This is a genomic window from Amycolatopsis antarctica, from assembly GCF_002262875.1.
Lineage (GTDB): Bacteria > Actinomycetota > Actinomycetes > Mycobacteriales > Pseudonocardiaceae > Amycolatopsis > Amycolatopsis antarctica.
In genome coordinates this window covers 25222-51477 of the sequence record NZ_NKYE01000007.1, presented here as the reverse complement: position 1 = coordinate 51477, position 26256 = coordinate 25222, and the positions used below count along the sequence as shown (strand labels likewise).

The following is a 26256-nucleotide window of genomic DNA, read 5'->3' as shown; positions in this document are numbered from 1 at the left end:
AGGAGACCTGGCCGACGCTGAGCGGGTTCATGCCGCGGGCACGGCGCGCAGCAGCCGGAGCTGCCCGATCTCGGCGGCGTTCTTCATCAGCTCGGCGTTCACCCAGCCGACCATGTGGGCCACGGTCATTTCGGGGTCGTTCTGCCACGGGAACGGCGCGGTACCGTCCAGTTCGGCGTCGGTGAGCCGGCCCAGCACGGCCAGCCAGTCCGCGCGGAGGCCGCGCAGCCAGTCGATGGTTGGCTGCCCGTCACCGGGCCACTTGATCTCCGTGCGGTCCCGCGGCGTTCGCTCCTGCGCGTGGTCGATCGTCACCGTCCACCACCAGCCGATGTGCCAGGTGGTCCACGCGATGGTGGGGATCGGGATGGGGTCCGGCTCGGTTTCGGCGAAATCCGGTACCCACGTCCCGTCGTCGCTCGATCGAACAGTCCAGGTGTGACCGGCCGGCTCCCAGCGGAAATCCTCGGAAGCCAACTGGTCGAGGTGTAGTTCGAAAAGCGACCAGACCAGGTCGAACTGCCAGCGCAGTAGTTCGAGGCGAGAAGCAGGCATAGGTAAATCTTGCCACCCGTCCGCACAGCCGCCCATCGGACTGGCGTGCGCGCTGATCACGCGGCCACCTGGCCTGGTCGGCTAGATCCCGTCACTTGCAGAAACATGTCACATGTGGGGTATTGCCGAGGGCAACGAGTTCTGCGTACTGCGCAGCGCGGCCGAACGCGCGGCGACATCCTGAACGATCAGCTCTCAGCCGTCGGTCGAGGAGAAGTCCGCGGTCAGCCAGCGATCCGGCCGGATCTCGACGTACTCGGGCTCGCCGTTGCCGTTGCCACCGCCGAGTTCCCACTCCGCCCACGCCTCGATCTGGTCGGCGGGAATGTACCGGCTGCCGATGCTGACCAGTTCTTCCCTCGTCGGCCGCGCCTGTTTGACGACGGTGCCCTCGACGGTGACGTACCGGTACGGCTTCTCCGTCCACTGAACGGAGAAGGACAGCGACCCGGCCCGCGCGATCAGGCGCGACTTGCGTCGGTCCTTGCGCGTGACGACGGCGAGGTTGCCGCCCGGCCGGTACGCGTACCAGGTCGGCAGCGCCAGCGGAGGCCGGTCACCGTCGTCGACCACGCACAGCACTCCGATATGTGGCTGCGCGAGGAAGTCCTCCCGTTCCGAGCGGGTCAGCCTTCCCGGTCGCCGTGCCTCGCCTGCGGTGTCATTCGCGGACATACGCACTCCTGAAGCCGAAGATCGTTGATGCCGGAACCGCGTGGTGGAGCCGGATATTCCACGACTGGTCGTCACGTTCTGAGCGGATGTCCCGATGGCAAGGGGCTGTGCGTCAGCGTTTCGCGGCGGACAGGCCGTCGAGGATCGCGTCGACGGTCTGCTCCGGTGTCTGTGTGGAGGTGTCCAGCCAGAGTCCGAGGCGTGGGGTTTCCTTGCGCAGCACGGAGGTCAGCGCGTCGACGCTCCAGTCGCCGTAGCCCGTCTAGCCGCGGCCAGCTTCACGGGCGGCAACAGCGTCGTCGTCCGGGTCGAGCACGACCACGTACACCGGGCGGCCGATCGAGCGGACGTAACCGTCGAGGTGGTCACCCAGGATGACGTCCTGCACCACGGCGGTGAACCCGGCGCGCGCGTACTCCTCGGCGACCATCGCGGAGATCCGGTAACGCAGCCGCAACTGCGCGGCCGCCTCGGTGTCGGCGTCCGGTGGGAGGTCGACCCGGCCGGAAGCGATCATCCGGCGGAAGACGTCCCCGCGGACGTGTGCGCTGCGCGGCAACCGGGCGCACAGGGCCTCGGCCACCGTCGACTTCCCGGACGCCATCACGCCGGTGATCACCACGACGGCACCGGTCTCGATCGCCACGGCACTACCCCTCTCCGGTTACGGATTCCCGGCCAGCCTGCCCGAACGCCCGACACGGGGTGCCCAGGGGCGCGACACGGGGTGCCCGAACGCGCGACACGGCATGTCGTAGCGCGCGACACGGGGTGGTGGTCAGTCGAGGAGGGGGGCCAGGCGGGGGCGTTCGGCGGGCGGCAGGTAGTCGGCGTAGTAGTCGTGCAGGGCGTGGCGGGCCAGGCGGGAGGCCAGTTCCCCGTCGCCGGAACGCACGGCCTCCAGCACCTCGGTGTGGTGGCGCAGCGAGGCACTCATCAGGGCCCGCCGGTCGTCGGCGTGGGCGAGTTTGTCCTCGATCAGGTCCAGCACCACGCCCCGCACCACCTCGCCGCAGACGACGATCAGCGGGTTCTGCGTGGCACGGGCGACGGCGTCGTGGAACGCGACGTCCGCGCGGCTGAACTCGTGGTAGTCCTCCTCGGCGCGCATCGCCTCGAGCGCGGCCTGCATCTCGGCGAGCTGGGTGTCCGAACGGAAGCGCGCGGCCAGCAGGTACGCCGAACCCTCCAGCAGCATCCGGAACTGCAACAGCTCGCCCAGCCCCATGTGCTCGGCCCTGGCCAGCCGGTGCATCGACTTCTGCAGGGTCGCGGCCGAGGCGCCCAGCACCTCCGGCCCGCGCGGGTCGCCCGGTTTGGAACGGATGACGTCCCCGGCCTGCAACACCCGCAGCGCCTCGCGCACGGTCGACCGGCTGACGCCGAACTGCGTCATCAGCTCCCGTTCGCCGGGCAGCCGTTCGCCGGGGGAGAGCTGCCCGGACAGCACCGCCTGCTCGATCTGCTCGACGATCCGCTCGTACGCGCGCACCGTCGTGACCGGCTCGAACCGCATCGCGCGCACCCCCTCCGACACCCCGGTGTCCGTGCACCGGGCCGGCCGTGAGCCCTTGACCTACGTCCCCGCCGATGTAACCCTAGGCTACTGGTCCGACCAGCATACTAGGTTCAGCGCTGGGGTTGGAGTTCTCATGAAGGTCCGTCTGGGTGCGATCGCGGCGGCGGTGCTGCTCGCGATCACGGGCTGCTCGGCGGGATCGAGCGCGTTCGTCGCCGGTGGCGACTCCGCGCTGGCCGTGGGGTTCACCGCCGAACCGCAGAACCTCGACTTCACCCGCACCGACGGTGCCGCGATCCCGCAGGCCCTGCTCTACAACGTCTACGAGACCCTGGTGAAGCTCGACGAGCAGGGACGCATCGGGCCCGCGCTGGCCGAATCCTGGACCGTCAGCCCGGACCGGCTGGTCTACGACTTCACCCTCCGGCCCGGCGTCACCTTCAGCAACGGCGCGCCCTTCACCGCCGAGGACGTCAAGTTCTCCGTGGACCGGGTGAAGACCGACTGGACGATCTCGGTGAAGTCCACAATGGACGTCGTGGATCGCGTCGAGGTGGTCGATCCGCTGCGGGCCAGGGTCGTGCTGAGCAAACCCAGCAACGCCTGGTTGTTCGGCATGACCAGCCGGATCGGCGCGATGTTCAGCCCCACCGGCGTCGGCGACCTGGCGAACAAGCCGATCGGCACCGGGCCGTACGTGTTCGCCCAGCGCCGCCGCGGCGACTCGGTGACGCTGAGCGAGAACCCCGCCTACTGGGGTGCCAAACCGGCCTACCAGACCGTCTACCTGAAGTACTACAAGGACGCGACGGCGCTGAACAACGCGCTGCTGAGCAACGGCATCGACGTCATCTCCTCGATCGTCGCGCCCGATTCGGTGCCCCAGTTCGAGAAGGACAACCGCTTCAACGTCGTCCAGGGCACCACCAACAGCGAAGTCGTGCTGGCGTACAACAACAAGCGCCCCGAACTCGCCGACCCGCGGGTACGCCGGGCGCTGACCCTCGCGATCGACCGGCGCGCGCTGCTGGACACGGCCTGGGCCGGGCGCGGCACGCTGCTCGGCAGCATGGTCCCGCCCACCGACCCCTGGTACGAGGACCTCTCCGGGGCCCAGCCGCACGATCCCGAGCAGGCGAAGGCGTTGCTGCGTGAGGCGGGCAAGGAGAACCTGTCCCTGCGGCTGCGGATCCCGAACCTGCCGTACGCGGTGTCCTCGGCGCAGGTGGTGTCCTCGGAGCTGAGCAAGGTCGGCGTGAACGTCACCATCGAACCGCTCGACTTCCCGGCCGTCTGGCTCAAGCAGGTGTTCACCGAGCACGACTACGACCTGTCGATCGTGCAGCACGTCGAGGCGCGCGACATCGTCACCTTCGGCAAGCCGTCGTTCTACTGGGGTTACGACAATCCGCAGGTCACCGAGCTGCTGGCACGGGCCGACGCGGGCACCCCGGAGGAGCAGGCGGGCGTCATGCGGGAGGTCGCGCGCACGCTCGACGCCGACGCCGCCGCCAACTGGCTGTTCCTCTTCCCGAACGTCATGGTGGCGAAGAAGAAGGTCACCGGCCTGGCACAGAACCAGGTCACCGAGTCCTTCGACCTCACCCGCCTGGGGCGTGCGTGATGACCTCCCGAGCACCCGCCCGGCACCGCAATACGTCGACATATTGCGGTCCTGGGAAGCGCAATATGTCGACGTATTGCGATGCCTTGTGCACGATGGATCGCAATATGTCGACGAATTGCGGTCCTGGGAAGCGCAATATGTCGACGAATTGCGGGAGGGTGCCGTGCTGATCCTCGCGTTGCGGCGGCTCGCCATCCTGGCCGTGAGCGTGGTGGTGGCCTCCGTCGTCGTGTTCTTCTTCATGGCGGTGCTGCCGGGCGACCCGGCGCAGGTCGCGCTCGGCGTCAACGCGACGCCGGAACTGGTCGCGCAGACCCGCGCGGAGTTCGGCATCGACCGTCCGCTGCTCACCCAGTACCTGGACTGGATCGGCGGCGTCTTCGCCGGCGACTTCGGTCAGTCCTACGTGACGCGCGAACCCATCGGGCCACAGTTGCTGGACCGGCTCGGCGTGACGATGTGGCTGGTGGGCGCGGGCATGGCGGTCGCCGCGCTGATCGCCCTTCCGCTCGGTACCGTCGCCGCCGTCTGGCACCGCCGCCCCGCCGGCACCGCGCTGTCCGGACTGTCCCAGCTCGGCGTGGCCGTGCCCGCGTTCCTCGCCGGGATCATCCTCGTTCAGGTGTTCGCCGTCCGGCTCGGCTGGTTGCCCTCCGGTGGCTGGACCCCGCCGAACCAGGACGCGGGCGCGTTCCTCAGTGGACTGGTCCTGCCCGCGTTGTCACTCGGCCTGGTGCAGGGTGCCGTGCTCACCCGGTATGTGCGTTCCTCGGTACTCGACGTGCTGCGTGAGGACTACCTGCGTACCGCCCGCTCGAAGGGCCTGCGGCCGTACCCGGCGCTGATCCGGCACGGACTGCGCAACGCCGCCGTCCCGGTGGTCACCGTGCTGGGCCTGCAACTCGCCACGCTGCTCGTCGGTGCCGTCGTGGTGGAGCGGGTGTTCGTGCTGCCCGGGCTCGGCAGCATGCTGCTCGACTCGGTCGCCTCCCGTGATCTCCTTGCGGTGCAAGGGATCGTGCTGGTGCTGGTGGTGGGCGTGCTGCTGGTGAACTTCCTGGTGGACCTGCTCTACGCCGTCGTCGATCCCAGACTGCGAGGTTCGTAGATGGCAGCCGTGCAGAACACCCACCGCTCCCGCCCGCTCGCCCTCGTCGCGGGCGCGGTACTCGTCGGCCTCGTCGTGCTGGCCGCGCTGGTGTCGTTCGTCTGGACCCCGCACGATCCGCTGCTCGTCGAGGCGAGCGCCCGGCTGCTCGGCCCGACCGGCGACTACGTGCTGGGCACCGACAAGTTCGGCCGCGACCTCGCCAGCCAGCTCATGGTCGGCGCGCGCACCACACTCTACGTCGGCGTGGTGGCCGTCGGGATCGCCGCCGTCATCGGCACACCGCTGGGCATCCTGGCCGGGATGTCACGCAACTGGCTCGGCGAGTTCGTCATGCGCGCAGGCGATCTCGTGCTCGCGTTCCCGGCTCTGCTGCTGGCGATCATGTTCGGCGCGGTCTACGGCGCCAGCACGCTCACGGCGATGATCGCGATCGGTATCGCCACCATCCCGTCGTTCGCCCGGATCGCCCGCTCCGGCACCCTGCAGGTGATGAGCACCGAGTACGTGCTCGCCGCCCGTGCCTCGGGGCGTTCCCGGCTGTTCATCGCCGGACGGCACGTGCTGCCGAACATCTCCGGGCTCGTCGTGGTCCAGTCCTCGGTGTCCTTCGCGATCGCCGTGCTGAGCGAGGCGGCGCTGTCGTTCCTCGGCTTCGGCACCGCCCCGCCGACACCGTCCTGGGGGCGGATGTTGCAGGAGTCGCAGGAACTCCTTGCCGTGCAACCACGTCTCGCCCTGGTACCGGGGATCGCCATCGCGATCGCCGTGCTCGGCTTCAACCTGCTGGGCGACGGGCTGCGCGACCGCTTCGACCCGAAGCTGGAGGTGCGGCGATGACCTTGTTGCGGGTACGCGACCTCGGCGTCACGGCAGGCGGTTCGGCGCTGGTGTCCGGAGTGGACCTGGAGATCGGGGCAGGCGAGCGGGTCGGGCTGATCGGCGAGTCCGGTTCCGGCAAGTCGCTCACCGCGTCCGCGTTGCTCGGCCTGCTGCCGGACGGCCTGACCGCCACCGGTTCCGCGACACTCGGCGAGGTCGAGTTGGTCGGTGCGGGTGAACGGACGATGTCGTCGCTGCGCGGACGCGAGCTGGCGATGGTGTTCCAGGAACCGATGACGGCGCTCAACCCTTCGATGCGGGTCGGGCGGCAGGTGGCCGAGGCGATGCTGGTGCACGGCACGCGATCCGGCCGCCGGGACGCCCACCGTCGGGCCGTGGAGCTGCTGGGCACGATGGGCCTGCCCGATCCGGAACGTACCGCGCGGACGTACCCGCACCAGCTCTCCGGTGGCCAGCGTCAGCGCGTGGTGCTGGCGATCGCGCTGGCGAACGATCCGCCGCTGCTCGTCTGCGACGAGCCGACGACCGCGCTCGACGTCACCGTGCAGGCCCGCATTCTGGACGAGATCCGTTCCCGCACAACGGAATCCGGCACTGCGCTGCTGTTCATCACGCACGACCTGGCCGTGGTGGCCGGAATGTGCGAGCGGGTGCTGGTGATGCACGAGGGGCGGGTCGTCGAGTCCGGCACCACGCACCAGGTGCTGAGCGCACCCGAACACGATTACACCCGGAAGCTGCTCGCGGCATCGGACCTGGAGACGGCATGAGCGAGCTTGCGAGCGAATCGGTGTGTTTGAGCGAGCGTGCGAGCGAATCGGAGGGCGCATGAGCCTGATCGAGGTACGGGACCTGCACCGCAGCTACCGTCGCCCGCGTAGCTCGCTGTTCGGCGGACGCGATTCGGTGGAGGCGCTGCGCGGGGTGTCCTTCGACGTGGAGGCGGGCGAACGGTTCGGCATCGTCGGCGAGTCCGGCTCCGGCAAGTCCACCCTCGTCCGGCTGCTCGCCGCGCTGGACACCCCCACCTCCGGCGAGATCCGCTTCGACGGCAAGCGCGTCAACGGCGTCCGCGAACGCGATCTGCGGTTCCTGCGCGAGGAGATGCAGATCGTCTTCCAGGACCCGATGGGCTCGCTGGACCCGCGGATGCGGGTACGCGACATCGTCTGCGAAACGCTCGGCCGCGCTCCGGACCGGCACGAGCGGGTCACCGAACTGCTCGACGCCGTCGGCCTGCCCGCCGACGCCGCGGGCCGCTATCCGCACCAGTTCTCCGGCGGGCAACGTCAGCGCATCTCCATCGCCCGCGCGCTCGCGCCCCGGCCGAAGGTGCTGCTCGCCGACGAGGCCGTCAGCGCGCTGGACGTGCTGGTGCGCAAGCAGATCCTCGATCTGCTCGCCGATCTGGTGGACCGCTTCGACCTGACGCTGGTGTTCGTCTCGCACGACCTCGCGGTCGTCCGGCACCTCTGCGACCGCGTCGCCGTGATGCGGGCGGGCGAGATCGTCGAGCAGGGCCCGGTGGACACCGTCTACGACGAACCGGAGCACGAGTACACCCGCGAGCTGATCGCTGCCGCGCCGAGGTTGCGTGACGCGCTGGCCCGCCTCGGCACGCAGCCGCAGAACCAGTCGCAGTCGTACGAGGAGGATTGATGTTCGAGGCGCCGTACCCGGCCGGGCTGCCGATCGGCGACGGCTGGGTCACCGTCGAAACCCACGAACCGGTGCGGTTTCCCTTCGACGGCAGCATCGTCGCGCAGGCCCCCGTTGGTAACGCCGACCTGGCCCGCCGAGCTGTGGACGAGGCGGTCGCGGCGGCGAAGGAGGTCGCGGCACTGCCCTCGCACGTCCGGCGCGCGGTGCTCTCGGCCGTCGGGACCGCGCTCGGCGAACGTCGCGGTGAGTTCGAGGACCTGCTCGTCCTGGAGACCGGCAAACCGCTCGTGGACTGCCGGGTCGAGGTCGCCCGCACGCTCGTCACGTGGCAGGCGGCGGCGGAGGAGGTCGCCCGGCTGCACGGCGAGACGGTGCCGCTCGACCTGCTGCCCTCGGGTGACGGGCTGCTCGGGTTCTGGACCCGGCGGCCGATCGGCGTCGTCATCGGCATCGCCGGGTTCAACTACCCGCTGTTGCTCGCCTCGCACAAGATCGCGCCGGCCATCGCCGCCGGCTGCCCGGTGATCTGCAAACCGGCGCCGACGACCCCGCTCGCCACCCTGTGGCTGCTCGACCTCGTCCGCCGGGCAGCCCAGGACGCGGGCGCGCCGCAGGCGATGGCGCAACTGGTCACCGGGGACGCCGAGGTCGGCTCCAGGCTGGTCACCGACGAGCGGGCGGGTGCGGTGTCGTTCACCGGTTCCGCGCCGGTCGGCCACCGGATCGCCCGGGACGCCGCGCCCCGCAAAACCCTGCTGGAACTCGGCTCCAACGCGGCGCTGGTCGTCGCCGGGGACGCCGATCTGGACGCCGCGGCGGACGCGGTGCTGCGCGGCGGCTTCTACGCTTCCGGGCAGGCCTGTATCTCCGTGCAGCGGGTACTCGTCGTCGAATCGGTCGCCGAGGAGTTCGCCCGCCGGCTGCTCGACCGGCTCCCCGAGGTGACGACCGGCGACCCGCGCGACCCGGCGACCCGGGTGTCCGCGCTGATCGACGAGACGTCCACGAAACGGGTGCTCGCCTGGGTGGACGCCGCCATCGACGCCGGGGGGCGGGTACTCGCCGGCGGCGGGGCGTCCGAGGGGATCGTCCGGCCGACGGTGCTCGCCGACGTGCCCGACGGCGCGGACTGCTGGGACGCCGAGGTCTTCGGCCCCGTCGTCTGCCTGCGCACCGTGTCCGATGTGGACAGCGCTTTCGAGGCCGTCAACGCCTCCCGTTACGGGTTGCACGCCAGCGTGTTCAGCACCTCGCTGCGTACCGCCATGCACGCCATCGACCGGCTGGAGGTGGGCGGCGTCGTGGTGAACGAGGTGCCCGGATTCCGCAGCGACACCATGCCCTACGGCGGCGTCAAGGATTCCGGTATCGGCCGGGAGGGCCCGCGTTTCGCGATCGAGGAGCTGACCGTGACCAGGATGGCGGTGATCCGGCCATGACCGACTACACGCGACTGTTCCGATTGGACGGACGTACCGCGGTGGTGCTCGGCGCGGGCAGCGGCATCGGCCGCGAGTCGGCGCAGGCGCTCGCCGCGCACGGCGCGACCGTCGTCTGCGCCGACCGGGACCTGGCCGCCGCCGAGGACACCGCCACCTCGATCGGTGACGCGGCGACTGCGTACCAGATCGACCTGCTCGATACCGATGCCGTGCACCGGGCCGCCGATGAACTCGGCGATCCGGACGTCGTCGTGCTGACCGCAGCGATGAACGTCCGCAAGCGGCTGCTCGACTACAGCCACGAGGAGTTCGACCGTGTCGTCCGGCTCAATCTCGGCGCGACCTTCGACGTCGTCCGGGCGTTCGGTGCGGGCATGGTGGAACGCGGACGTGGCAGCATCATCGGTTTCTCCTCGATCCGCGGTACCACCGTCGAGCCGGGCCAGGGCGTCTACGCCGCCACCAAGGCCGGGCTGGTGCAGCTCTTCCGCACCGCGGCGGCCGAGTTCGGCCCGGCCGGGGTGCGGGTGAACGCCATCGCACCCGGCGTCGTGGAAACCCCGCTGACCGCCCAGATCAAGGCGTCACCGGAGTGGTATCGCGCCTACGCGGAGAAGAGCGCGCTGGGGCGTTGGGCGCGTCCGGACGAGCTGGCGGGCGCCGTCGTCTACCTGGCCTCCGACGCGGCGAGCTTCGTCACCGGCGCGGTCCTGCCCGTCGACGGCGGCTGGACGGCGATCGACGGACGCTTCGACCCACCCGCCGCATGAGCTGGAGGTTCACTCGATGACGGAACCGACGGAGCTGGCCGAGCTGAGCGCGACCCGGCTGCGTGAGGAGTACGCGGCGCGCGGCCTGTCACCGGTCGAGGTGACCGAGGCGGTGCTGCGCCGCGCCGACGTGCTCGAACCGCGACTGCACGCCCTCTACGCCGCCGACCCGGACGCCGCGCGGGCCGCGGCCAAGGCGTCCGAGCAACGCTGGCAGGCTGGTACGCCGCTGGGCCCGGTCGACGGGATTCCGTTGACGCTGAAGGAGAACATCGCCACCGAGGGCACCCCGGTGCCGCTGGGCACGGCCGCCACGACCCTGCGTCCCGCCACCGAGGACGCCCCCGCCGCCGCCAGGATCCGCGAATCCGGTGGCGTGCTGATCGGCAAGACGACGATGCCCGACTACGGAATGCTCACCTCCGGGCTGTCCAGTTTCCACGCCGCGGCAAGGAATCCGTGGGACACCGAGCGCACGCCGGGCGGGTCCAGCGCCGGGGCGGGCGCGGCGGCCGCCGCCGGGTACGGCCCGCTGCACGTCGGCACCGACATCGGCGGTTCGATCCGACTCCCCGCCGGCTGGTGCGGCCTCGTCGGCCTCAAGCCCAGCTTCGGGCGGGTGCCGGTGGACCCGCCGTTCCTCGGTCGCGTCGCCGGGCCGATGACGCGCACGGTCGCCGATGCCGCGCTGCTGATGGAGGTGCTCTCCGGCGCCGACGTCCGGGACCACCTCAGCCTCCCGCCCGAGGAACTGTCCTGGCACGACCTCGACCGGCAACTCGACGGGCTGCGCGTGGGCCTGCAACTCGATCCTGGCATCGGCCTCGACGTCGAGCCGGCCGTGCGGGACGCCGTGACCGCCGCCGCCCGGTTGTTCGAGGCGCACGGCGCGATCGTCGAGAACGTCGATCCGTTCCTCACCCGTGACATGCTCGACGGGCTGGACCGGTTCTGGCGGGCCCGCGCCTGGGCGGACATGGCGGCGCTCACCGAACAGCGGCGGGCCACCGTGCTGCCCTACATCGCCGAGTGGGCGTCCGGGGGCGCGAGACTGTCCGGTGTCGAGGTGTACCGCGGGTTCACCCGGATCGACACGATCAGCGTGGCCGCGCTGCGGGCGACCGGGGCGTACGACCTCGTGCTCTCGCCCGCCTGCCCGGTGTCCGCCCCGGCCGCCGACGCGGCATCGCCGACCGGCGATCCGGCGCGGCCGTTCGAGCACATCGTGTTCACCCTGCCGTACAACATGTCCGGCCAGCCCGCCGTGTCGCTCAACTGCGGGTACACCCCCGAGGGCCAGCCCGTCGGCCTGCAGATCGCCGGACGGCGCTTTGACGACCTCGGCGTGCTGCGTGCAGCCGCGGCGTTCGAGCGCGTCCGCCCGCAGCAACGTCCCTGGCCGGGCGGTTTCTGACCACTCGATCCGCTCATAACGCCCCCTGCGCACTGTCCGGTTTGCTACGGTCGGCCGCGCCGAGCGGCCGCCCAGGGAGGAACAGGCGCCGGCGACCTGACACATCGACGACGGGGCCGCGATGCCTGATTTCACAGTGGACATCGGTGGCTTGGACGCCTTGCAGAAGAATTTGGCCCGGACCAAGGAAACATCAAGGGAGCGACGGAAAAGCTCGCGATTCTGGGCCCTGACTCCATCGGTTCGGACGAGCTCGACGAGGCGTGCGCGGATTTCAAGGAGGTCGGGGAGGAAGGCCTCGGCGAAATCCAGGAAGCGGTCGATCAGATCTCCGAAGGACTGGACAAAGCCAAGCAGGGCTACCAGGAACTGGAAGACGGCATCCGGGAGAACCTGCAGAAGATGTCCGCGAGCCTCGAGCAGGCGGGTGAGGTCTGATGGGCGCCGACAAGTACCCGTGCATCGGCTATGACCCGGCGCGCGGCAACGTCGACACGCTGGCGGGGCTGGCCACCGACCTGACCGGCACCGCCACCTACGCCGACGAGGCGCGCAACGCGCTGAACGCCGTCAAGGACAACCGCGACGTCTGGACCGGCGAGGCGGCGAAGAAGTTCGCCGAGAACATCGAGGACCTGCCCGGCTACCTCGGTGACGCGCACTGGGCGATGGAGCACGCGGGTAACGCGCTGAAGGACTGGGCGGACGAACTCAGGCAGTACAGAAGGACGCGGCGTCGATCGAGAACGATCTGCGCGCGGCGCTGGAGAAGGAAAAGCAGCTGCTCGCGGCCGCCGAACAGGCACACGCGACCGCTACCCAGTCGTTCAACAACGCCATCAACAACCCCAACGACTCGCCGACCCTGGGGCAGCAGGCCAATGCCGATTCGAACGCCTCGGCGGCGACCGACAAAGCGGCGGGCGAGGCCACCGAGTCGGTGGAAACCCTCCGGCGGCAAGCCGAGGAACGGGACCGGGTGATCAACTCGGCCGGCTGGGAGGTCCACCGGCGCTGGATGGTCGCGGGCGTCGTGCCGCTCACCCGTCCCGGGACCACGGTCACCTCGGGACCGTCGACGGACGAACCCAGGCTGCACGGCGTACAGCCCGCCGAATTGCGGGAACATCCCGCCGTGGCCGACCGGGCGCGGCGGTTCCAGGTCGAGCACGGTTTCGACCCGCTGGCGCCCGCCGAGCTGAATCTGCTTCGTACGCGGAACAACCACTGGCTTCGCAAGTTCCTCCGGCCAGGCTGGATCGCCGGGCTGTTGCTGGCCGTCGCCCCGTTCCCGCTGATCATCGGTCTGCAAGAGGAATCGGCGATCGCGGTGAACATCGGGGCCGCGATGGCGGTACTGGGGGTGGTGGCGGTCGGGTTCGCCTGGCGGATCAGGCTCGCCCGCAAGTCCGAGATCGGCGCCCACCTGGACGTCCTGCGTGAGTTCAAGGACCTGTACCGCACCAGCCGCTGACCGGTTTCCGTCAGTGCCGGTCGGAGAACTCGCTCCGCGATCATGTCGCCAGGGCGCCGCCGGACAACTCGCGTCCGAGTTTGTGTTCCACGCCCGTCAGGCGTAGGTGATCAGCGTCGGTGTCTCGGTGACGGTCACCGTCGCGCCCGGCGCCAGCGGCGTGGTCTGGCCGTCGACGCCGGTGGTGGACTCCGCGCCGGGACCGGCCGGGGTTCGCGCGGTGCCGCCGCTGGTCCAGCGGACGGTCAGCGGCTTGCCGTCGTCGCGGACGAACTCGCATTGCCACACGTTCTCCGGGAGGCCGATCCGCGACCCCTGCCCGCAGGCACGGCTCCGCGAGTCGGCCAGCCAGCGTTGCAACTCCGCCACGGCCAGCGCCGCTCCGGTCGGCTGGCTGCCCTCCGCCTGCAGGACGAGCGGCAACCGGCCGGAACCCCAGTTGTAGAAGTACATTCGCGCCAGCCCGAACTCCCGCCCGTACAGGCCGGCGAGGTAGAAGCGCATCGCGTGGTCGGCGGCCCGGCGGGGATCCAGCGGGCCCTGGAACTGGATGTCGTACGTCGTCCCGGTGTTCCACAGCCGAGGGTGCACCCCGGCCGCGTGCAGCACGTCGTCGATGTCGGCGAGCAGCCCCACCAGCGTTTCCGGCGGGTCGGCCGCGTCGCGCTGGTGCAGCTTCACCCCGGCCACGTCGCAGTGGTCGTACCCGCCGAGTTCGGCGAACCGGCGCAGCAGTTCGCGTCCCTGGGGCTGCCACAGTTCACCCATCGAGGGGCAGACGACCGTGGCCTCGCCGTCCTCGGAACGGATGATCTCCGCCGCCCGGCGCGTCATCTCCACCAACGTCTCGACCGAACCCGCGTAGAGCTTCGGATCGGTCGCGCTCACCCACAGCTCGTACGCCTCGATCCGGCCCTGGTACCGCTCCGTCAGCGTCCGGACGAACCGGTCCCAGTCGGCGAGATCGTCCGGCGGGCCGGAGCGGGAGCTGTCCCGGTAGACGCCCTTCGGGGCGTTCGGAGCCGCCCATTCCGGCGTGCCGCCGAGCGTGAACATGGACGGCAGTCCGGCCCGTCGCGCGCCTTCGACCAACCGGTCCAGCGTCGCCCAGTCGTAGGCGTCGCGGTGCGGTTGCAGGTTCGCCCAGCGGGTGCGGCTGTCCCAGAACCGCACGCTGCCGACCCGGAACGCCGGCATCGTCCCGGAGGTGCTGTTCATCGTCACGCCGAAGAATTCGGTGGGTACCGGCGACGGGTCGTTCACCCACGGATGGCCGGTGGGCACCTGTACGGACGCCGGATCGCCCGGGGCGCTCCGTGGCGCGCTGGAGGTCGCCGCGAGCAACGCCAGCACCGCGGCGAGCGCGACCGCGACGGGCAACCGGGAGCGGCGGCGAACCGGGGCGTCCGGTGGCACGGCGGAGATCTCGGCGGCGGGTTCCGGTTCGGCGGGCCGTTCGGTCGCCGGTCCGGTGGCGCGCCGCCAGCGGAGCAGGAGTTCGTGCAGCTCGTCGTCCGACGCGCCGCATTCCTGGGCGATCTTCGCGACCGACTGGTAGTCGCCAGGGACGCCCTTGCCCAGGCAGTAACGATGCAGCGTGGAACTGCTGGTGTAGGTGCGGCGGGCGAGTTCCGAATAGCTCAGCCCGCTGCGTTCCTTCAACGCCAGCAGTAGGTCCGCCAGCCCTTCGGACGCGTCCAACGCCCTCCTCCTCGCGTGTCCGGAAACCCGATCGAGGATCGCACAACGCGTCCCATCGATGGGGTGAATCCGCTGGACAGTGCCCATTCGGCCGTCCCATGCGGGATCGGGACGGGGAGAACCTTGCCGCGGTGGTGTCCGACTCGGCACGGTTGGTCCGTCGCCGGAAGGGGCCGGCGGGAACTCAATTTCGAAATGGGGGAATCATGAACGGCAAATGGAAGATGGGTGCGGTGCTCGCCGCGGCGGCGGTACTGCCGCTCGTGGGCGTGGGAGCCGCGCAGGCGGAACCGGAGGCGCCGGCCGACACCGTGGCACGGGCCGCGGCCGCCGCGGTGCCGGCGGGTAGCGACTGCGACCTGCCACCGTGGCACAACGACGTGCCGTACTTGCTGCCGTCGCCGTACAGCTTCGGGTACGGCACGTCGTCGGTCGCGATGACGCAGCTACGGATCTCGGACAAGAACCTCGCGACGGTCACGACCGAGAATTCCGACGTCCGGGTCTCGCTGGAGAACGAGGACGGACAGGTGTGCGGGCCGACCGGCGTGCACCCGGTTCCGGGTGGCTACTTCGCGGCCATCGGGTTTTTGAACAACACCGGGCACTCCGTGCGCACCTGCCTGCACCACCCGACCGGCGGCAAGATCTGCGGCAAGGCGAAGGTCGAGTAGCCACATTCAGGGGGCGGCGCGGCCGGTCATCGTCCGAGACGGTGACCGGCCGCGCCGTATGCGGATCACTCCGCCGATTCCCGCGCCACCGTGCGTGAGGTTCCCTTGGGCTGTTCGTGATCGATGGCCCAGCTGATCACCCGGCGCGGATGCAGGCGGATCACGTCGTGGCTGAAGAAGCCCGGTGCCACCGGGATGTCCCGCACCGACAGCACCTCCACGTCGCCGCGGATCTCCACACCTCGGCCCCAGCCAGGTGACACTTCGCCCGGATCGTCGGGGGTCATGTCGTCGACTACGAACGCCGCGCGCGGCCTCGACTGGGCGTTGCGGTACTTCTGGCTCCTGGCGTTCTCCGGCCCGCCGATGTCGATCGTCCCGTCGGCGTTGAGCCGGAAACCGACCGGCCGGATCTGCGGCACACCGTCGGGTCCGACGGTCGCCAGCCTGCCGATCGACTGTCCCGCGAGGTACGTCCGTTCCACTTCGGTGAGACCCATGCCTCCACGGTAGAACCTCGACTAAAGTAGAGGTCAAGCGTCCCGCGCAGGTGAAGAAGGCCCAGCTCGGCGGGCTTTTCGCCGTCCCAGCGCCGTTCGGGACGGTGAACCCGTTGCCCGGGCGGCACCGCGTCGGCGACTCTCGTTTCCTCGCCGAAGGGCGGGAGAAGCGAACAGAGCAGGGGGAAGCGAGATGCGTAGATGGAGGACGGCAGTGGTGGCCGCGGCGTTGGCCGCGGCATCGCTGGGACTCACCGGATCGGCGCAGGCGGGCGACGTCGACCGGTCCAGGACGGCACCCGAAGGGGTCGGCGTGATCCTCGTCGAGGAAGTGCCGGCGAGTGGCGAGGTCGGCGCGCTGGGGGAGGACTGCACGTGGCCAGCATGCGGTGAGGCGCACAACCGCACCGGTCGGACGTTGCAGATCCACCACAACTCGTCGGACCGGTGGTCGTGCCAACCGGCGTCCGATCCGGACGGTCCCGACCGGCGTGACCTGCGGTCAGGCCAGGACTCGACGAAATACTGGGAGGACACGGACTGCGTGCGGTCCACCAAGTGCGGGATCTTCTTCCGCGGCTGGTACTACTCGCCAGGCTCGTGGATCCGGCTCTACAACCCGACGTGGTTCTACAGCCTGAACTGCTGATCTTCAGCGGCGAGCGGCCGGGCCGGGAGATGATCTCCGGCCCGGCACCGCCGGGTGCGGCCGGTTCAGGACTTCGCGCCGATCGCCTCGTGCAGGGCGAGGATCCGCTGCGCGTTGGCGACGTGCAGGTTCTCGATCATCCGCCCGTCGACCGTGACGACGCCCTTGCCGGCGGCCTGCGCTTCGTCGAACGCGGTGATGATCTTGCGGGAGTTTGTCACCTCGTCGTCCGACGGGGCGAACACGCGGTTGCACGGTTCGAGCTGGCCGGGATGGATCAACGTCTTGCCGTCGAAGCCGAACCGCCTGCCCTGCAGGCATTCCGCCTCGAACCCCTCCAGGTCCTTCACGTCGTTGTAGACGCCGTCCAGGATGACCTTCCCGGTGGCGCGGGCGGCGAGCAGGCACAGCGAGAGCCCGCCCAGCAGCGGCCCCCGGTCCGGCACGAACTCGGCGTGCAGTTCGTTCGCCAGATCGTTGGTCCCCATCACGAGCACGGTCAGCCGCTCCGACGCCGAGGCGATTTCCTCCGCCCGCAGCATCGCGACCGGCGTCTCCAGCATCGCCCAGATCGCGGTGTGCTCCGGCGCGCCGCCGAGTTCCAGCGCGCGTTCGATGTTCTGCACGTCCCGCGCGGAGTTCACCTTCGGCACCACCACCGCGGCGGGGCCGGCCTTCGCCGCCGCCCGCAGGTCCGGCTCGTGCCACTCGGTGTCGATGCCGTTGACGCGGATCGTCACCTCACGGTCGCCGTACTCACCGGACGACGCCGCGGCGCACACCCGCTCGCGGGCCGCTTCCTTGGCATCCGGGGCGACGGCGTCCTCGAGGTCGAGGATGAGCGCGTCCGCGTCGAGACCCTTGGCCTTCTCCAGTGCGCGCTCGTTGGCGCCCGGCATGTAGAGCACCGAGCGGCGGGGTCTGAGTTCAGTCATCGAGTGAGTTCCTTCGTCGCCTTGTCGTATGCCTCGGCCAGTTCCGGGTCCTCCGCCGACAGTTCGTCGGCCAGTTTCGCGACCACGCGGCACTGCTTCACCGAGGCGTCGTCCTGCATCTTCCCGTCGATCATCACGGCACCCGTGCCGTCGCCCATCGCGTCGATCACCCTGCGCGACCACGCCACGTCCTCCGGGGACGGCGAGAACACCCGCTTCGCGATCTCGATCTGCGCCGGGTGCAGGCTCCACGCCCCCACGCAGCCGAGCAGGAAAGCGTTGCGGAACTGGTCCTCGCAGGCCACCACGTCGCGGATGTCCCCGAACGGCCCGTAGTACGGCAGGATCCCGTTCGCCACGCAGGCGTCCACCATCCGCGCGACCGTGTAGTGCCACAGGTCCTGCTGGTAGGTGGTGCGGCCCGCGTCGAGGTCCTCGCCGACCGGATCGGTGCGCACCAGATAGCCCGGGTGGCCGCCACCCACGCGGGTGGTCTTCATCCGGCGGCTCGCGGCGAGGTCGGCCGGGCCGAGCGAGATGCCCTGCATCCGGGGGCTGGCCCCGGCGATCTCCTCGACGCATGCCACGCCGGACGCCGTCTCCAGGATCGCGTGCACCAGCAACGGCTTCTCGATGCCGGCGCGCGCTTCGAGCTGCGCCAGTAACCGGTCGACGTAGTGGATGTCCTGCGCGCCCTCCACCTTCGGCACCATGATCACGTCGAGTTTGTCGCCGATCTCGGTGACCAGCGTGATCAGGTCGTCCAGCACCCACGGCGAGTCGAGACTGTTGATCCGGGTCCAGAGCTGGGTACGGCCGAAGTCGTTCGCCTTGGCGATCGCCACCAGGCCGTCCCGGGCGGCCTCCTTGCGGTCGGCCCGGACGGCGTCCTCCAGGTTGCCCAGCAGGACGTCGACCTTCCTGGCGATCTCGGGCGCCTTCGCGGCCATCTTCTCGTTGCTCGGATCGAAGAAGTGGATCATGCGGGAGGGCAGCGCCGGGATCTCCCGAACGGGATCGGGCGCACCCACGGCAAGGGGCGCGAAGAAGTCCTTCGGCGAGCGCATGCATCCTCCACAACGATGGGGTTCACCTGCGGTGACCCTAACCCCGCACCTGCCCGAAGCGCTGCGGTCAAGGTCACCCGCGCCCGGCTGCGAGCACCGTGGGAACCGTCGGCGCGCGCACGTACTCTCACCAGCGGGATCGAGGAGGAGGCGCCGTGGGGGACTGGCAGCTGTCCGGCTACACGGAGATCGAACGGCTCGGTGAGGGCGGATTCGGCCGCGTGGTGCTGGCCAGACACGACGATTCGGGCACCTTCGTCGCGATCAAGTACCTGTACGAGCGCTACCTCGCCGACGAGCTGTACCTGTCCCGCTTCCGGCAGGAGGCGTACCTGCTCCAGCGCGTCAGCAGTCCGCACGTCGTCCGGCTGTACCAGTTCGCCGAGACCCCGCAGGGCGCCGCGATCGTGATGGAGGCCGTGCCGGGGGTGTCGCTGCGGTCCGTCCTGCGGGCGGACGGCGTGCTCGCCCCGGAGGCCGCACTCGCCGTGCTGAAGGGTTCCCTGCTGGGGCTGGCCGCCGCGCACGAGGCCGGCGTCGCGCACCGGGACTACAAGCCGGACAACGTGCTAGTCGGCGGGCAGCGGGAGAGCAAGCTCGTCGACTTCGGCCTCGCCGTGCTCGATGGGCAGGCGGGCCTCGCCGCCGGAACGCCCGCGTACATGGCACCCGAGCAGTGGGCGGGACAGCCCGGTACGCCCGCAACCGACGTCTACGCCGCCACCTGCGTGTTCTTCCAGTGCGTGACGGGCCGCAAGCCGTATCGCGCCGAGGACCCGCAAGCCCTGCGCAACCTGCACGAGTACGCCCCGATCCCGTTCGGCGAGGTGCCGGAGGCGGTCCGCGGGCTGGTCGTGCGCGGCATGGCGAAGGAGCTCGCGGCCCGGCCCGCGGGGGCGCGGGCGTTCGTCGCGGAGCTGGAGTCGGCGGCGGCCGCGGCGTACGGCCAGGACTGGGAGGACCGTGGCCTGCGCAGGCTCGCCGAGCGGGCGGCCACGCTGGTCGCGCTGTCGCCGCTGGCGTTGCTCGGCACGGCGTCGGTGCTCGCCCCGGCCGGTGCGGGCGGGGTGGCGGCGAGCGTGCCCGTCGCGGCGGGGCCGGTCGGCAAGGGCGTCCTGGGCTCGGTCGGGGCCAAGGTCGCGACGATCGGCGTCGGCGCGGCAGTGCTGGTCGGTGGCGCGGTCATCGCCGTGACCACGATCGGTGCCGAGGAGACGCCCGCCGCCGCGCCGCCCCCGGCAGTGCTGGTCGCGGTGCAGACCCGCTCGGAGACGTCCAGCGACCCGGGTTTCGACCTGAACGCGAAGTACGTCGCGGTCTCCGGCTATCCCGATCCGGCCACCGACGGGAAGATCAACGCGCTGCTGATGGCACCCGTCGACGACTACGCGGATCAGGTCCGCGACCAGCTCCGCGCGACCCCGCCCGAGGGGACGGCCGAAATGCCGCACCTCACCTCCGAGGTGCGGATCCGTGCGCACACGCCCGACTTCCTGTCCGTCCGCTACGACTTCACGCTCGACTCGGACTTCCTCTGGCACTCGTCCTGGAAGCAGAGCGAGATCGTCAACATCGACCTGAAGGCGGCGAGCGGGCTGAGCCCGAAGGAGGTCCTCGCCGCGTCCACGCTCACCGACACCGGGACCGCTCTGCTGGTCGATCGCCTGCACGAGGTCAACGGCGGCGAACTCTGTCCTGGTTACGGCGACAGCGTCACAGATCGGGGCAACATCACCACCCGGGCGCTCACCGGCGAGCAGGGCAAGCGGCCCGGCGTACAGCTCGCGTTCGGCCCGGACGGTGCGGACGTGGTGATCTCGCAGTTCGAACTCGGCTACCCCACCGGCTGCGGCGTCACCAGGACGATCACGCTGCCGTACGAGCAGGTGACCGACCTGCTCGCGCCGGAGATGGCGGCCCGGCTGCCCTCCGTGCGGACGCTGCCGCGGCCGACGCCCGGTTCGCCGTCACCGGCTGCCCCGCCTGCTGCCTCGCCGTCTGTTTCGCCGTCCGCCGGGGTGCCCGCTCCGGGCGGCGACCCGCTGAGCGTCGGCAGGCTCACCATCGGCGTTCCGTTCGGCTGGACGGTGCAGGACCAGGGGCTCGAACGGGTCGTGGTGAACGGCGCGGACTGCCCGGATCCGCAGCGCTACAGCAATTGCGCCTACTTCCTGGTCACCGACAACGCACGGGCGAACGCCGAGCAGCCGAGCTACGAGCCGGGGCGGCCGTACCGGCGCAGCGCGAACGGCAGGGCCTGCAACGCCGCCGGGCGCAAGGACCTGTGGCAGGAGGGCACGGCGACGAAGGTGGAGTCCGGGCTGGCATCGGTCGGCGCCGTCGAGGCCGTCTACGAGAAGTGGACGGTCGCCTGCGTGCCCAAGGGAAGCGGTGAGACATCCGGGCCAGTGAGTGTCACGCAACGGCTGTGGTTCCTGCCGAAGAGCCAGGTCGTCGTCGTGGACGAATGGGGAAGCCCGGAGGTCGACCGCATGCTCGCCGAGGGGACGGTCGGCTGAGCGGCCGAAAACCGTTGACATACAACGGAAAACGCTTCCGTGTGACCTGCGACTCCCGGCGGCGCTGCGCGGAGTAGATGCCGTTCGGCCCGCGCTCACTCTTCCGGCGGCACGGTCGGACTGAAGTCGGATGACCGCCCGTCGACCGGTCACCGACCGTTCGACGCCGTCGATCGCAGTCGGGTCGCTGACCTGGCGATGACCCGTGTTCTACCTGGTAGCCAGGAGAGGTACAGCAGTGCACACGTCACCGCCGGTGTTCCAGGACGCGGGCGGCGGCCGAACGGTCCGCCCCGGGTCACCCGATCGGACCGGGTACTGCAGAGCGATACCGAAGCAGGAAGAGGGAGGCGGACTTCGTGGCGGTTACACCAGGGCACACCGCGATCACCGGCGGCTCGATCGGGAGCCGTCCGCGACCGACCCGAGAGGTGCCACCGCTCGAACTGCCCGCGAGCGTCGAGGAGCTGGCCGCCGAGGCGGCCGCCCAGCTCGGCTGGGACGGCGTCGTGCTGCCGCAGCAGCGGATCCTGGGCCGCAAGGTCTGTGTGGTCGCGCGGCTGCGCACCGAGGTCCACGCCGAGCGCATCGCGATGGGCGTGGAGCCGATCACCGACCGCACCACGGTGTCCACCTGGATGTGGCCGGAGATGGCCGGTTCGGTGCCGGGTGCGGCGGCGGAGATCGTCGGCGTGCTGGCCGTCGAACGGCACTGGCGTACCGCCATCGCCGCCACGGTCCCGTTCGCGCGGTACGGCGAGGCGGCGATGGTCCTGCCCTCCACCGCGGTACTCACCCGCGACTACGTCGACAACTGCCTGCCCCGTGCCCGCGCCTACGGCCTCGCTGTGGTGAGCGCCGACGAGGACGCGATCGTCGGGCTGGACCTGGCCGGGGGCGAGGAGCGGATCCTGCTCGACGAGGACGCCGTGTCCCGCTGGGTCAACGAGGTCGTCTACGAGCAACTGCTGGCCACCGGGGAGATTCCTGCGAGCGTCGACTGAGACGCATAGGGTCGCCGGTATGCGAGTAGTGATTGCGGGCGGGCACGGCAAGATCGCACTGCACCTGGAGCGGCTGCTGGCCGCCCAGGGCGACGACGCGGTGGGGATCATCCGTAACCCGGAGCACGCGGCAGACCTGCGCGATTCCAGCGCCGAACCGGCCGTTCTGGACTTGGAGCACGCCGAGGTCGCGGAGGTCGCGAAGGTGCTGGAGGGTGCCGACGCGGCCGTGTTCGCCGCCGGAGCCGGCCCCGGCAGTGGGTCGGACCGCAAGGACACCGTCGACCGCGCCGCCGCGGCGCTGTTCGCCGAGGCCGCCGAGCGCGCGGGCGTACGCAGGCACATCCAGGTCAGCGCGATGGGTCTCGACCGGGCGGACGACCCGGGTATGGACGAGGTGTTCGCCATCTACCTCAGGGCCAAGGCCGCCGCGGAGGACGACCTGCGCGCCCGTGACCTGGACTCGACGATCCTGCGGCCCGGCAAGCTCACCGACGAGCCCGCCACCGGCAGCGTGCACCTCGCCGACAGCGTTCCCGCTGGCGAGGTGTCGCGCGAGGACGTGGCAGCGGTGATCGCCGCCCTGCTGGCCGACGACACGACCTTCGGCCGCACCCTGGAACTCACCGAGGGCAACACGCCGATCGACGAGGCACTGATCCGCGCGTAGCTCGCCGGGCAGCCTCAGCCGGGGCCGAGCACCCGGTCGAGGTATGCGTTGCGGAACACCCCGTCCGGGTCGACCTCCTTGCGCACGCGCAGGAAGTCGTCGAAACGCGGATAGCGTTCGCGCAGCGCGGCGGCGTCCAGGTCGTGCAGCTTGCCCCAGTGCGGGCGCCCCCCTGCGGCGCCCGCGATCGCGGCGAACTCGGCGAAGTACCGCTCGTACGGCATCCCGGCGAACTGGTGGACCGCCACATAGGCCGAGTCGCGGCCGTAGGCGGTGGAGAGCCAGATGTCGTCGGCGGCGGCGACCCGGACCTCCACCGGGAACGCCACCGGCGTGTGCAGCCTGGGCACCAGTGCCCGCAGTGCCGCCAGCACCTCGGGCAGCGCCTCGCGTGGCACCGCGTACTCCGACTCGACGAACCGCACCCCCCGGTGCGTCACGAAGACCCGATGGGAAAGGTCGCTGTACTCCCGGGAGGACAACACCGACGAGGACAGTTTTCCCAGTCGCGGCACCAGTTTCGGCGCCGCGCGGCCGATCCGGCAGAGCGTGCCGAAGGCGACGTTCTCCATCACCTCGTAGTCCAGGAACCGGCGGAAACGGCTCAGCGGAGCCGTTTCGCTGCCGAGTGGGAGCCGGTTGTCGCACTTGACCAGCGCGTTGCGGCCGTAGGGAAACCAGTAGAACTCGAAATGGTCGTTGGCCGTCGCCGACTCGTCGAAACCCTCCAGCACGGACTCCAGCGGCGCTGGATATTCCCTGGCGGCGAGGGTGAAGGACGGTTCGCAGCGCAGCGTCACGGTGGTGATGACGCCCAGCGCGCCGAGGCCAACTCGGGCGGCGGCGAAAAGCTCCGGCCGGTCTTCGGCCGAGCAGGTGACCACCGAGCCGTCGGCGAGCACCAGTTCCAGTTCCGCGACCTGGGTGGCGATACCGCCGAACCGGGCGCCGGTGCCGTGCGTCCCGGTGGAGATCGCCCCGGCGATCGTCTGCGCGTCGATGTCGCCGAGGTTGGTCATGGCCAGGCCGAGGCGTTCCAGATCGGTGTTCAGCGTGCGCAGCGTGGTGCCCGCGCGCACCGTCACCAGGCCCGTGCGGGTGTCGGCCGAGGCGATGCCGGTCCAGCCGGTGAGGTCGATCGCGTCGGAGTCGGCGACGGCGATGGGGCTGAAGGAATGCCCGCTACCCCAGGTGCGTACCGTGCGTCCGTCCACAGCCACCCGGGTGACGGCCTCGGCGATCCCGGCGGTCTCGCGTGGCCGGTGCACCCGTTGCGGGTCAGCGGTCGCGGTGCCCGCCCAGTTCGTCCACGACGTCATCGGCTCGCCACGCTTTCGCTGGTCGGTCTCGTCCTCGTGTACTTCCGAGAACGATAAGTGAATTGTATTCGCGTTTCAACCGGGATTGTCGTACGGTTAACCTGTGACTGCTCCGAACGTGTACGACCTGGCGACGAAGGATCTCGACCCGCCGTTCGCCATTGTCGACCTCGCGGCGTTCGACGCCAATGCCGCGGACCTGGTGCGCCGGGCGAACGGCAAGCCGATCCGGCTGGTCACCAAGTCGGTGCGCTGCCGGGCGCTGCTGGAGCGGGCGCTCGCCGTGCCGGGCGTCGCCGGGTTGATGTGTTACTCGCTGCCAGAGGCGTTGTGGCTGTCCCGCCAGCGGGTCTGCGGTGACCTGGTCGTCGCCTACCCGACGGTGGATCATGCCGCCCTGCGCGCGCTCGCCGCGGATGAGCGGGCGCGCGGGGAGATCACCATCATGATCGACTCGCCGGAGCAGCTCGACCTGGTCGATGCGGCGCTCGGTCTGGACCACCCGGAGATCCGGGTCTGCCTGGAGCTGGACGCCTCCTGGCGGCCGTTGCCGAGGGTGCAGGTGGGGACGAGGCGGTCGCCGGTGTTCACCGTTCGGCAGGCCGTCGAGATGGCGCGCAAGGTGTTGTCGCGCAAGGGTTTCCGGCTGGTCGGCGTGATGGCGTACGAGGGGCAGATCGCCGGTATCGGTGACGCGCCCGGCAACGCGGCGCTCGGTTCGGCGGTGCGGTGGATGCAGCGCCGGTCGGCGGACGAGTTGGCGCGGCGTCGCGGGGCGGTGGTGCGCGCCGTCGGCGAGCTGGCCGAGCTGGAGTTCGTCAACGGCGGGGGGACGGGCAGCATCGAGTCGACGTCCGCGGATGGCTCGGTCACCGAGATCGCGGCCGGTTCGGGGCTGATCGGCCCGGCGTTGTTCGACGCCTACACGCGCTTCGCGCCGCGGCCCGCGGCCTTGTTCGCGTTGCCGGTGGTGCGCAAGCCGTCGAAGGGGATCGCGACCTTGTTCGCGGGCGGGTACGTCGCGTCCGGGCCGGTGGGGCCGTCCCGGCCGCCGGTGCCCTACCTGCCGGAGGGGTTGCGCCTGCTGCGTGCGGAGGGCGCGGGGGAGGTGCAGACCCCGGTGGCGGGCAAGGCGGCGCGGTCGCTGCGTGTCGGTGACCGGGTCTGGCTGCGGCACGCGAAGGCGGGGGAACTGGCGGAAAGGTTCACCGATTATCACCTGGTCGACGGCGATCGGGTGGAACGCACCGTGCCCACCTACCGCGGTGAAGGGGTTTGCTTCGGGTGAATTCGGAGCCTTCCGACCCCCCACCCGCCCTGGGGGGCGTCCCCGCTCCACCCTACCGCCGCCCACCCCCGGCGTAGGGCGATCGATCCGAGTTGTCCACAGGCAACGCCCGTTGTGGACAACTGTGATCAGTCGCCGAGCCTGCTCGCCAGATAGCCCTTGAGCAGGTACTTCGTCTCATCGACGACGGCCTGGTCGCCGGCCGGATTGTCGCGGAACGCGAGTTTCAACAGGCCGTCCGCGGTGGAGATGGCCACCGCCACCGGCAGCTCCAGCCGCTCCTCGTCGAGGCCGAACCGTTCCGCCAGCAACTGCACCACCGCTTCGGCGACGACGCCGTTGTTGTCCCGCTGATCGTCGAGCAGCCGGGTATCCACCACGTCGCCGAAGTGCACCTGCGAGAAACCCTGTACCTCGCGGTGCATCCGGAGGTAGATGTCCAGCATCCCGTCGACCAGATCCCACCAGTGCTGATGCTCGCCCGCGTTCATCTGCTCGCCGACCGCCGACATGAACCGTTCGAGGTTCCGCTGCGTCAGTGCCTGCACCACGGCCCGCTTGTCCGGGAAGAACTGGTAGAGCGAACCCACCGCGACACCGGCGCGCTTCGCGATCAGCGTGGTGGTCACACCGTCGTAGCCGATCTCCTCGATCAGCGCCGCGCTGGCGTCCAGCATGCGTTCGACTCGGTCCGCGCTGCGCTGCTGGACGGGCTGGCGCCGCAGCGGAGCCGAACCGGCCGACCTCGTCGTCTGACCATCGGTCATGTCGTGACTCCTCCCCCTGCTGGTCAGGGACAATAACCTGTCGACGGCCTTTCGCCCGGTCGAGGGAACACCTA

The 26256-nt window shown here is 70.3% G+C and carries 26 protein-coding genes; 16 read left to right on the top strand and 10 right to left on the bottom strand.

Going from position 1 to position 26256, the window contains the following annotated elements:
* Nucleotides 1-27 precede the first annotated feature (27 nt).
* The 4 genes from CFN78_RS13090 to CFN78_RS13075 all read right to left on the bottom strand — a co-directional run bounded on the left by CFN78_RS13090 (nucleotide 28) and on the right by CFN78_RS13075 (nucleotide 2746).
* Nucleotides 28-555 carry a DinB family protein gene (locus CFN78_RS13090; RefSeq protein WP_094863053.1) on the bottom strand — a complete coding sequence of 176 codons (528 nt, stop codon included), beginning with the start codon at nucleotides 553-555 and terminating at the stop codon, nucleotides 28-30.
* A gap of 195 nt (nucleotides 556-750) precedes the next feature.
* Nucleotides 751-1230: a pyridoxamine 5'-phosphate oxidase family protein gene (locus CFN78_RS13085; protein WP_094863052.1), complete on the bottom strand. Its 480-nt coding sequence runs from the start codon at nucleotides 1228-1230 to the stop codon at nucleotides 751-753.
* Between the two features lie 262 nt (nucleotides 1231-1492).
* Entirely contained in the window at nucleotides 1493-1876 is a 384-nt protein-coding gene (locus tag CFN78_RS13080) for an AAA family ATPase (RefSeq protein WP_240519431.1), read from the bottom strand.
* 132 nt (nucleotides 1877-2008) lie between these two features.
* A complete protein-coding gene (locus tag CFN78_RS13075; RefSeq protein WP_094863304.1) occupies nucleotides 2009-2746 on the bottom strand; it encodes a FadR/GntR family transcriptional regulator in 738 nt (245 codons plus the stop codon).
* Between the two features lie 136 nt (nucleotides 2747-2882).
* Between CFN78_RS13075 and CFN78_RS13070 the strand changes: the two genes are divergently transcribed.
* The 10 genes from CFN78_RS13070 to CFN78_RS13025 all read left to right on the top strand — a co-directional run bounded on the left by CFN78_RS13070 (nucleotide 2883) and on the right by CFN78_RS13025 (nucleotide 13089).
* Nucleotides 2883-4373, top strand: coding sequence for an ABC transporter substrate-binding protein (locus CFN78_RS13070; protein ID WP_094863051.1), 1491 nt, complete (start codon nucleotides 2883-2885; stop codon nucleotides 4371-4373).
* Between the two features lie 166 nt (nucleotides 4374-4539).
* Nucleotides 4540-5484, top strand: a complete 945-nt coding sequence (locus tag CFN78_RS13065) for an ABC transporter permease (RefSeq protein ID WP_094863303.1) — start codon at nucleotides 4540-4542, stop codon at nucleotides 5482-5484.
* Entirely contained in the window at nucleotides 5485-6324 is an 840-nt protein-coding gene (locus CFN78_RS13060; protein ID WP_094863050.1) for an ABC transporter permease, read from the top strand. It begins immediately after the preceding gene.
* On the top strand, nucleotides 6321-7097 hold the full coding sequence (locus CFN78_RS13055) for an ATP-binding cassette domain-containing protein (protein ID WP_094863049.1): 777 nt from the start codon (nucleotides 6321-6323) through the stop codon (nucleotides 7095-7097). Before CFN78_RS13060 ends, CFN78_RS13055 begins: the two co-directional genes overlap by 4 nt.
* Nucleotides 7098-7155: 58 nt before the next feature.
* The gene (locus CFN78_RS13050) at nucleotides 7156-7986 is read left to right on the top strand and encodes an ABC transporter ATP-binding protein (protein ID WP_094863048.1); all 831 of its coding nucleotides are present in this window, start codon (nucleotides 7156-7158) and stop codon (nucleotides 7984-7986) included.
* Entirely contained in the window at nucleotides 7986-9428 is a 1443-nt protein-coding gene (locus CFN78_RS13045; RefSeq protein WP_094863047.1) for an aldehyde dehydrogenase family protein, read from the top strand. The genes CFN78_RS13050 and CFN78_RS13045 overlap by 1 nt, the downstream gene beginning before the upstream one ends.
* Nucleotides 9425-10201: an SDR family NAD(P)-dependent oxidoreductase gene (locus tag CFN78_RS13040; protein ID WP_094863046.1), complete on the top strand. Its 777-nt coding sequence runs from the start codon at nucleotides 9425-9427 to the stop codon at nucleotides 10199-10201. The genes CFN78_RS13045 and CFN78_RS13040 overlap by 4 nt, the downstream gene beginning before the upstream one ends.
* Nucleotides 10202-10217: 16 nt before the next feature.
* Nucleotides 10218-11615 (top strand): amidase, encoded by a 1398-nt coding sequence (locus CFN78_RS13035; protein WP_094863045.1) that lies wholly within the window; start codon nucleotides 10218-10220, stop codon nucleotides 11613-11615.
* Between the two features lie 437 nt (nucleotides 11616-12052).
* Nucleotides 12053-12598 (top strand): putative T7SS-secreted protein, encoded by a 546-nt coding sequence (locus tag CFN78_RS28720; RefSeq protein ID WP_133116341.1) that lies wholly within the window; start codon nucleotides 12053-12055, stop codon nucleotides 12596-12598.
* Nucleotides 12595-13089, top strand: a complete 495-nt coding sequence (locus CFN78_RS13025; protein WP_133116340.1) for a hypothetical protein — start codon at nucleotides 12595-12597, stop codon at nucleotides 13087-13089. The genes CFN78_RS28720 and CFN78_RS13025 overlap by 4 nt, the downstream gene beginning before the upstream one ends.
* A gap of 96 nt (nucleotides 13090-13185) precedes the next feature.
* Here the strand turns inward: CFN78_RS13025 and CFN78_RS13020 are convergent, their stop codons facing one another.
* A complete protein-coding gene (locus CFN78_RS13020; protein WP_205660506.1) occupies nucleotides 13186-14790 on the bottom strand; it encodes a helix-turn-helix domain-containing protein in 1605 nt (534 codons plus the stop codon).
* Nucleotides 14791-14996: 206 nt separating this feature from the next.
* Here CFN78_RS13020 and CFN78_RS13015 point away from each other — a divergent pair, with 206 nt between their 5' ends.
* On the top strand, nucleotides 14997-15464 hold the full coding sequence (locus tag CFN78_RS13015; protein WP_094863041.1) for a hypothetical protein: 468 nt from the start codon (nucleotides 14997-14999) through the stop codon (nucleotides 15462-15464).
* A gap of 65 nt (nucleotides 15465-15529) precedes the next feature.
* Here the strand turns inward: CFN78_RS13015 and CFN78_RS13010 are convergent, their stop codons facing one another.
* On the bottom strand, nucleotides 15530-15964 hold the full coding sequence (locus CFN78_RS13010) for a PPOX class F420-dependent oxidoreductase (RefSeq protein ID WP_094863040.1): 435 nt from the start codon (nucleotides 15962-15964) through the stop codon (nucleotides 15530-15532).
* Between the two features lie 193 nt (nucleotides 15965-16157).
* Here CFN78_RS13010 and CFN78_RS13005 point away from each other — a divergent pair, with 193 nt between their 5' ends.
* Nucleotides 16158-16613: a hypothetical protein gene (locus CFN78_RS13005; protein WP_133116339.1), complete on the top strand. Its 456-nt coding sequence runs from the start codon at nucleotides 16158-16160 to the stop codon at nucleotides 16611-16613.
* A gap of 65 nt (nucleotides 16614-16678) precedes the next feature.
* Here the strand turns inward: CFN78_RS13005 and CFN78_RS13000 are convergent, their stop codons facing one another.
* Nucleotides 16679-17548 (bottom strand): HpcH/HpaI aldolase/citrate lyase family protein, encoded by an 870-nt coding sequence (locus CFN78_RS13000; protein ID WP_094863038.1) that lies wholly within the window; start codon nucleotides 17546-17548, stop codon nucleotides 16679-16681.
* Nucleotides 17545-18615: an HpcH/HpaI aldolase/citrate lyase family protein gene (locus tag CFN78_RS12995; protein ID WP_094863037.1), complete on the bottom strand. Its 1071-nt coding sequence runs from the start codon at nucleotides 18613-18615 to the stop codon at nucleotides 17545-17547. Before CFN78_RS12995 ends, CFN78_RS13000 begins: the two co-directional genes overlap by 4 nt.
* A 155-nt stretch (nucleotides 18616-18770) precedes the next feature.
* Here CFN78_RS12995 and CFN78_RS12990 point away from each other — a divergent pair, with 155 nt between their 5' ends.
* The 3 genes from CFN78_RS12990 (at nucleotide 18771) to CFN78_RS12980 (ending at nucleotide 22808) form a co-directional block, all read left to right on the top strand.
* Complete coding sequence (locus tag CFN78_RS12990) at nucleotides 18771-21134, top strand: serine/threonine-protein kinase (protein ID WP_094863036.1); 2364 nt, start codon at nucleotides 18771-18773, stop codon at nucleotides 21132-21134.
* A 359-nt stretch (nucleotides 21135-21493) separates the two neighbouring features.
* The gene (locus tag CFN78_RS12985) at nucleotides 21494-22138 is read left to right on the top strand and encodes a hypothetical protein (RefSeq protein WP_094863035.1); all 645 of its coding nucleotides are present in this window, start codon (nucleotides 21494-21496) and stop codon (nucleotides 22136-22138) included.
* 19 nt (nucleotides 22139-22157) lie between these two features.
* Nucleotides 22158-22808, top strand: a complete 651-nt coding sequence (locus tag CFN78_RS12980) for an NAD(P)H-binding protein (protein ID WP_094863034.1) — start codon at nucleotides 22158-22160, stop codon at nucleotides 22806-22808.
* Nucleotides 22809-22822: 14 nt separating this feature from the next.
* Here CFN78_RS12980 and CFN78_RS12975 read toward each other — a convergent pair whose 3' ends face one another.
* A complete protein-coding gene (locus tag CFN78_RS12975; RefSeq protein WP_094863033.1) occupies nucleotides 22823-24127 on the bottom strand; it encodes a D-arabinono-1,4-lactone oxidase in 1305 nt (434 codons plus the stop codon).
* Nucleotides 24128-24230: 103 nt separating this feature from the next.
* Between CFN78_RS12975 and CFN78_RS12970 the strand changes: the two genes are divergently transcribed.
* Nucleotides 24231-25415: an amino acid deaminase/aldolase gene (locus CFN78_RS12970; RefSeq protein ID WP_094863032.1), complete on the top strand. Its 1185-nt coding sequence runs from the start codon at nucleotides 24231-24233 to the stop codon at nucleotides 25413-25415.
* A 128-nt stretch (nucleotides 25416-25543) separates the two neighbouring features.
* On the opposite strand, the gene CFN78_RS12965 is transcribed toward CFN78_RS12970, so the two are convergent.
* A complete protein-coding gene (locus CFN78_RS12965; protein ID WP_094863031.1) occupies nucleotides 25544-26182 on the bottom strand; it encodes a TetR/AcrR family transcriptional regulator in 639 nt (212 codons plus the stop codon).
* Between the last annotated feature and the right edge of the window lie 74 nt (nucleotides 26183-26256).

Coding starts and splice junctions, on each gene's coding strand:
- CFN78_RS12975 (WP_094863033.1), bottom strand. CDS start 24,127: ATGACGTCGTGGACGAACTGGGCGGGCACCGCGACCGCTGACCCGCAA.
- CFN78_RS13085 (WP_094863052.1), bottom strand. CDS start 1,230: ATGTCCGCGAATGACACCGCAGGCGAGGCACGGCGACCGGGAAGGCTG.
- CFN78_RS13075 (WP_094863304.1), bottom strand. CDS start 2,746: ATGCGGTTCGAGCCGGTCACGACGGTGCGCGCGTACGAGCGGATCGTC.
- CFN78_RS13040 (WP_094863046.1), top strand. CDS start 9,425: ATGACCGACTACACGCGACTGTTCCGATTGGACGGACGTACCGCGGTG.
- CFN78_RS13005 (WP_133116339.1), top strand. CDS start 16,158: ATGCGTAGATGGAGGACGGCAGTGGTGGCCGCGGCGTTGGCCGCGGCA.
- CFN78_RS28720 (WP_133116341.1), top strand. CDS start 12,053: ATGGGCGCCGACAAGTACCCGTGCATCGGCTATGACCCGGCGCGCGGC.
- CFN78_RS13015 (WP_094863041.1), top strand. CDS start 14,997: ATGAACGGCAAATGGAAGATGGGTGCGGTGCTCGCCGCGGCGGCGGTA.
- CFN78_RS13070 (WP_094863051.1), top strand. CDS start 2,883: ATGAAGGTCCGTCTGGGTGCGATCGCGGCGGCGGTGCTGCTCGCGATC.
- CFN78_RS12995 (WP_094863037.1), bottom strand. CDS start 18,615: ATGCGCTCGCCGAAGGACTTCTTCGCGCCCCTTGCCGTGGGTGCGCCC.
- CFN78_RS12980 (WP_094863034.1), top strand. CDS start 22,158: ATGCGAGTAGTGATTGCGGGCGGGCACGGCAAGATCGCACTGCACCTG.
- CFN78_RS13055 (WP_094863049.1), top strand. CDS start 6,321: ATGACCTTGTTGCGGGTACGCGACCTCGGCGTCACGGCAGGCGGTTCG.
- CFN78_RS13060 (WP_094863050.1), top strand. CDS start 5,485: ATGGCAGCCGTGCAGAACACCCACCGCTCCCGCCCGCTCGCCCTCGTC.
- CFN78_RS13000 (WP_094863038.1), bottom strand. CDS start 17,548: ATGACTGAACTCAGACCCCGCCGCTCGGTGCTCTACATGCCGGGCGCC.
- CFN78_RS13090 (WP_094863053.1), bottom strand. CDS start 555: ATGCCTGCTTCTCGCCTCGAACTACTGCGCTGGCAGTTCGACCTGGTC.
- CFN78_RS13050 (WP_094863048.1), top strand. CDS start 7,156: ATGAGCCTGATCGAGGTACGGGACCTGCACCGCAGCTACCGTCGCCCG.
- CFN78_RS13010 (WP_094863040.1), bottom strand. CDS start 15,964: ATGGGTCTCACCGAAGTGGAACGGACGTACCTCGCGGGACAGTCGATC.
- CFN78_RS13045 (WP_094863047.1), top strand. CDS start 7,986: ATGTTCGAGGCGCCGTACCCGGCCGGGCTGCCGATCGGCGACGGCTGG.
- CFN78_RS13035 (WP_094863045.1), top strand. CDS start 10,218: ATGACGGAACCGACGGAGCTGGCCGAGCTGAGCGCGACCCGGCTGCGT.
- CFN78_RS12965 (WP_094863031.1), bottom strand. CDS start 26,182: ATGACCGATGGTCAGACGACGAGGTCGGCCGGTTCGGCTCCGCTGCGG.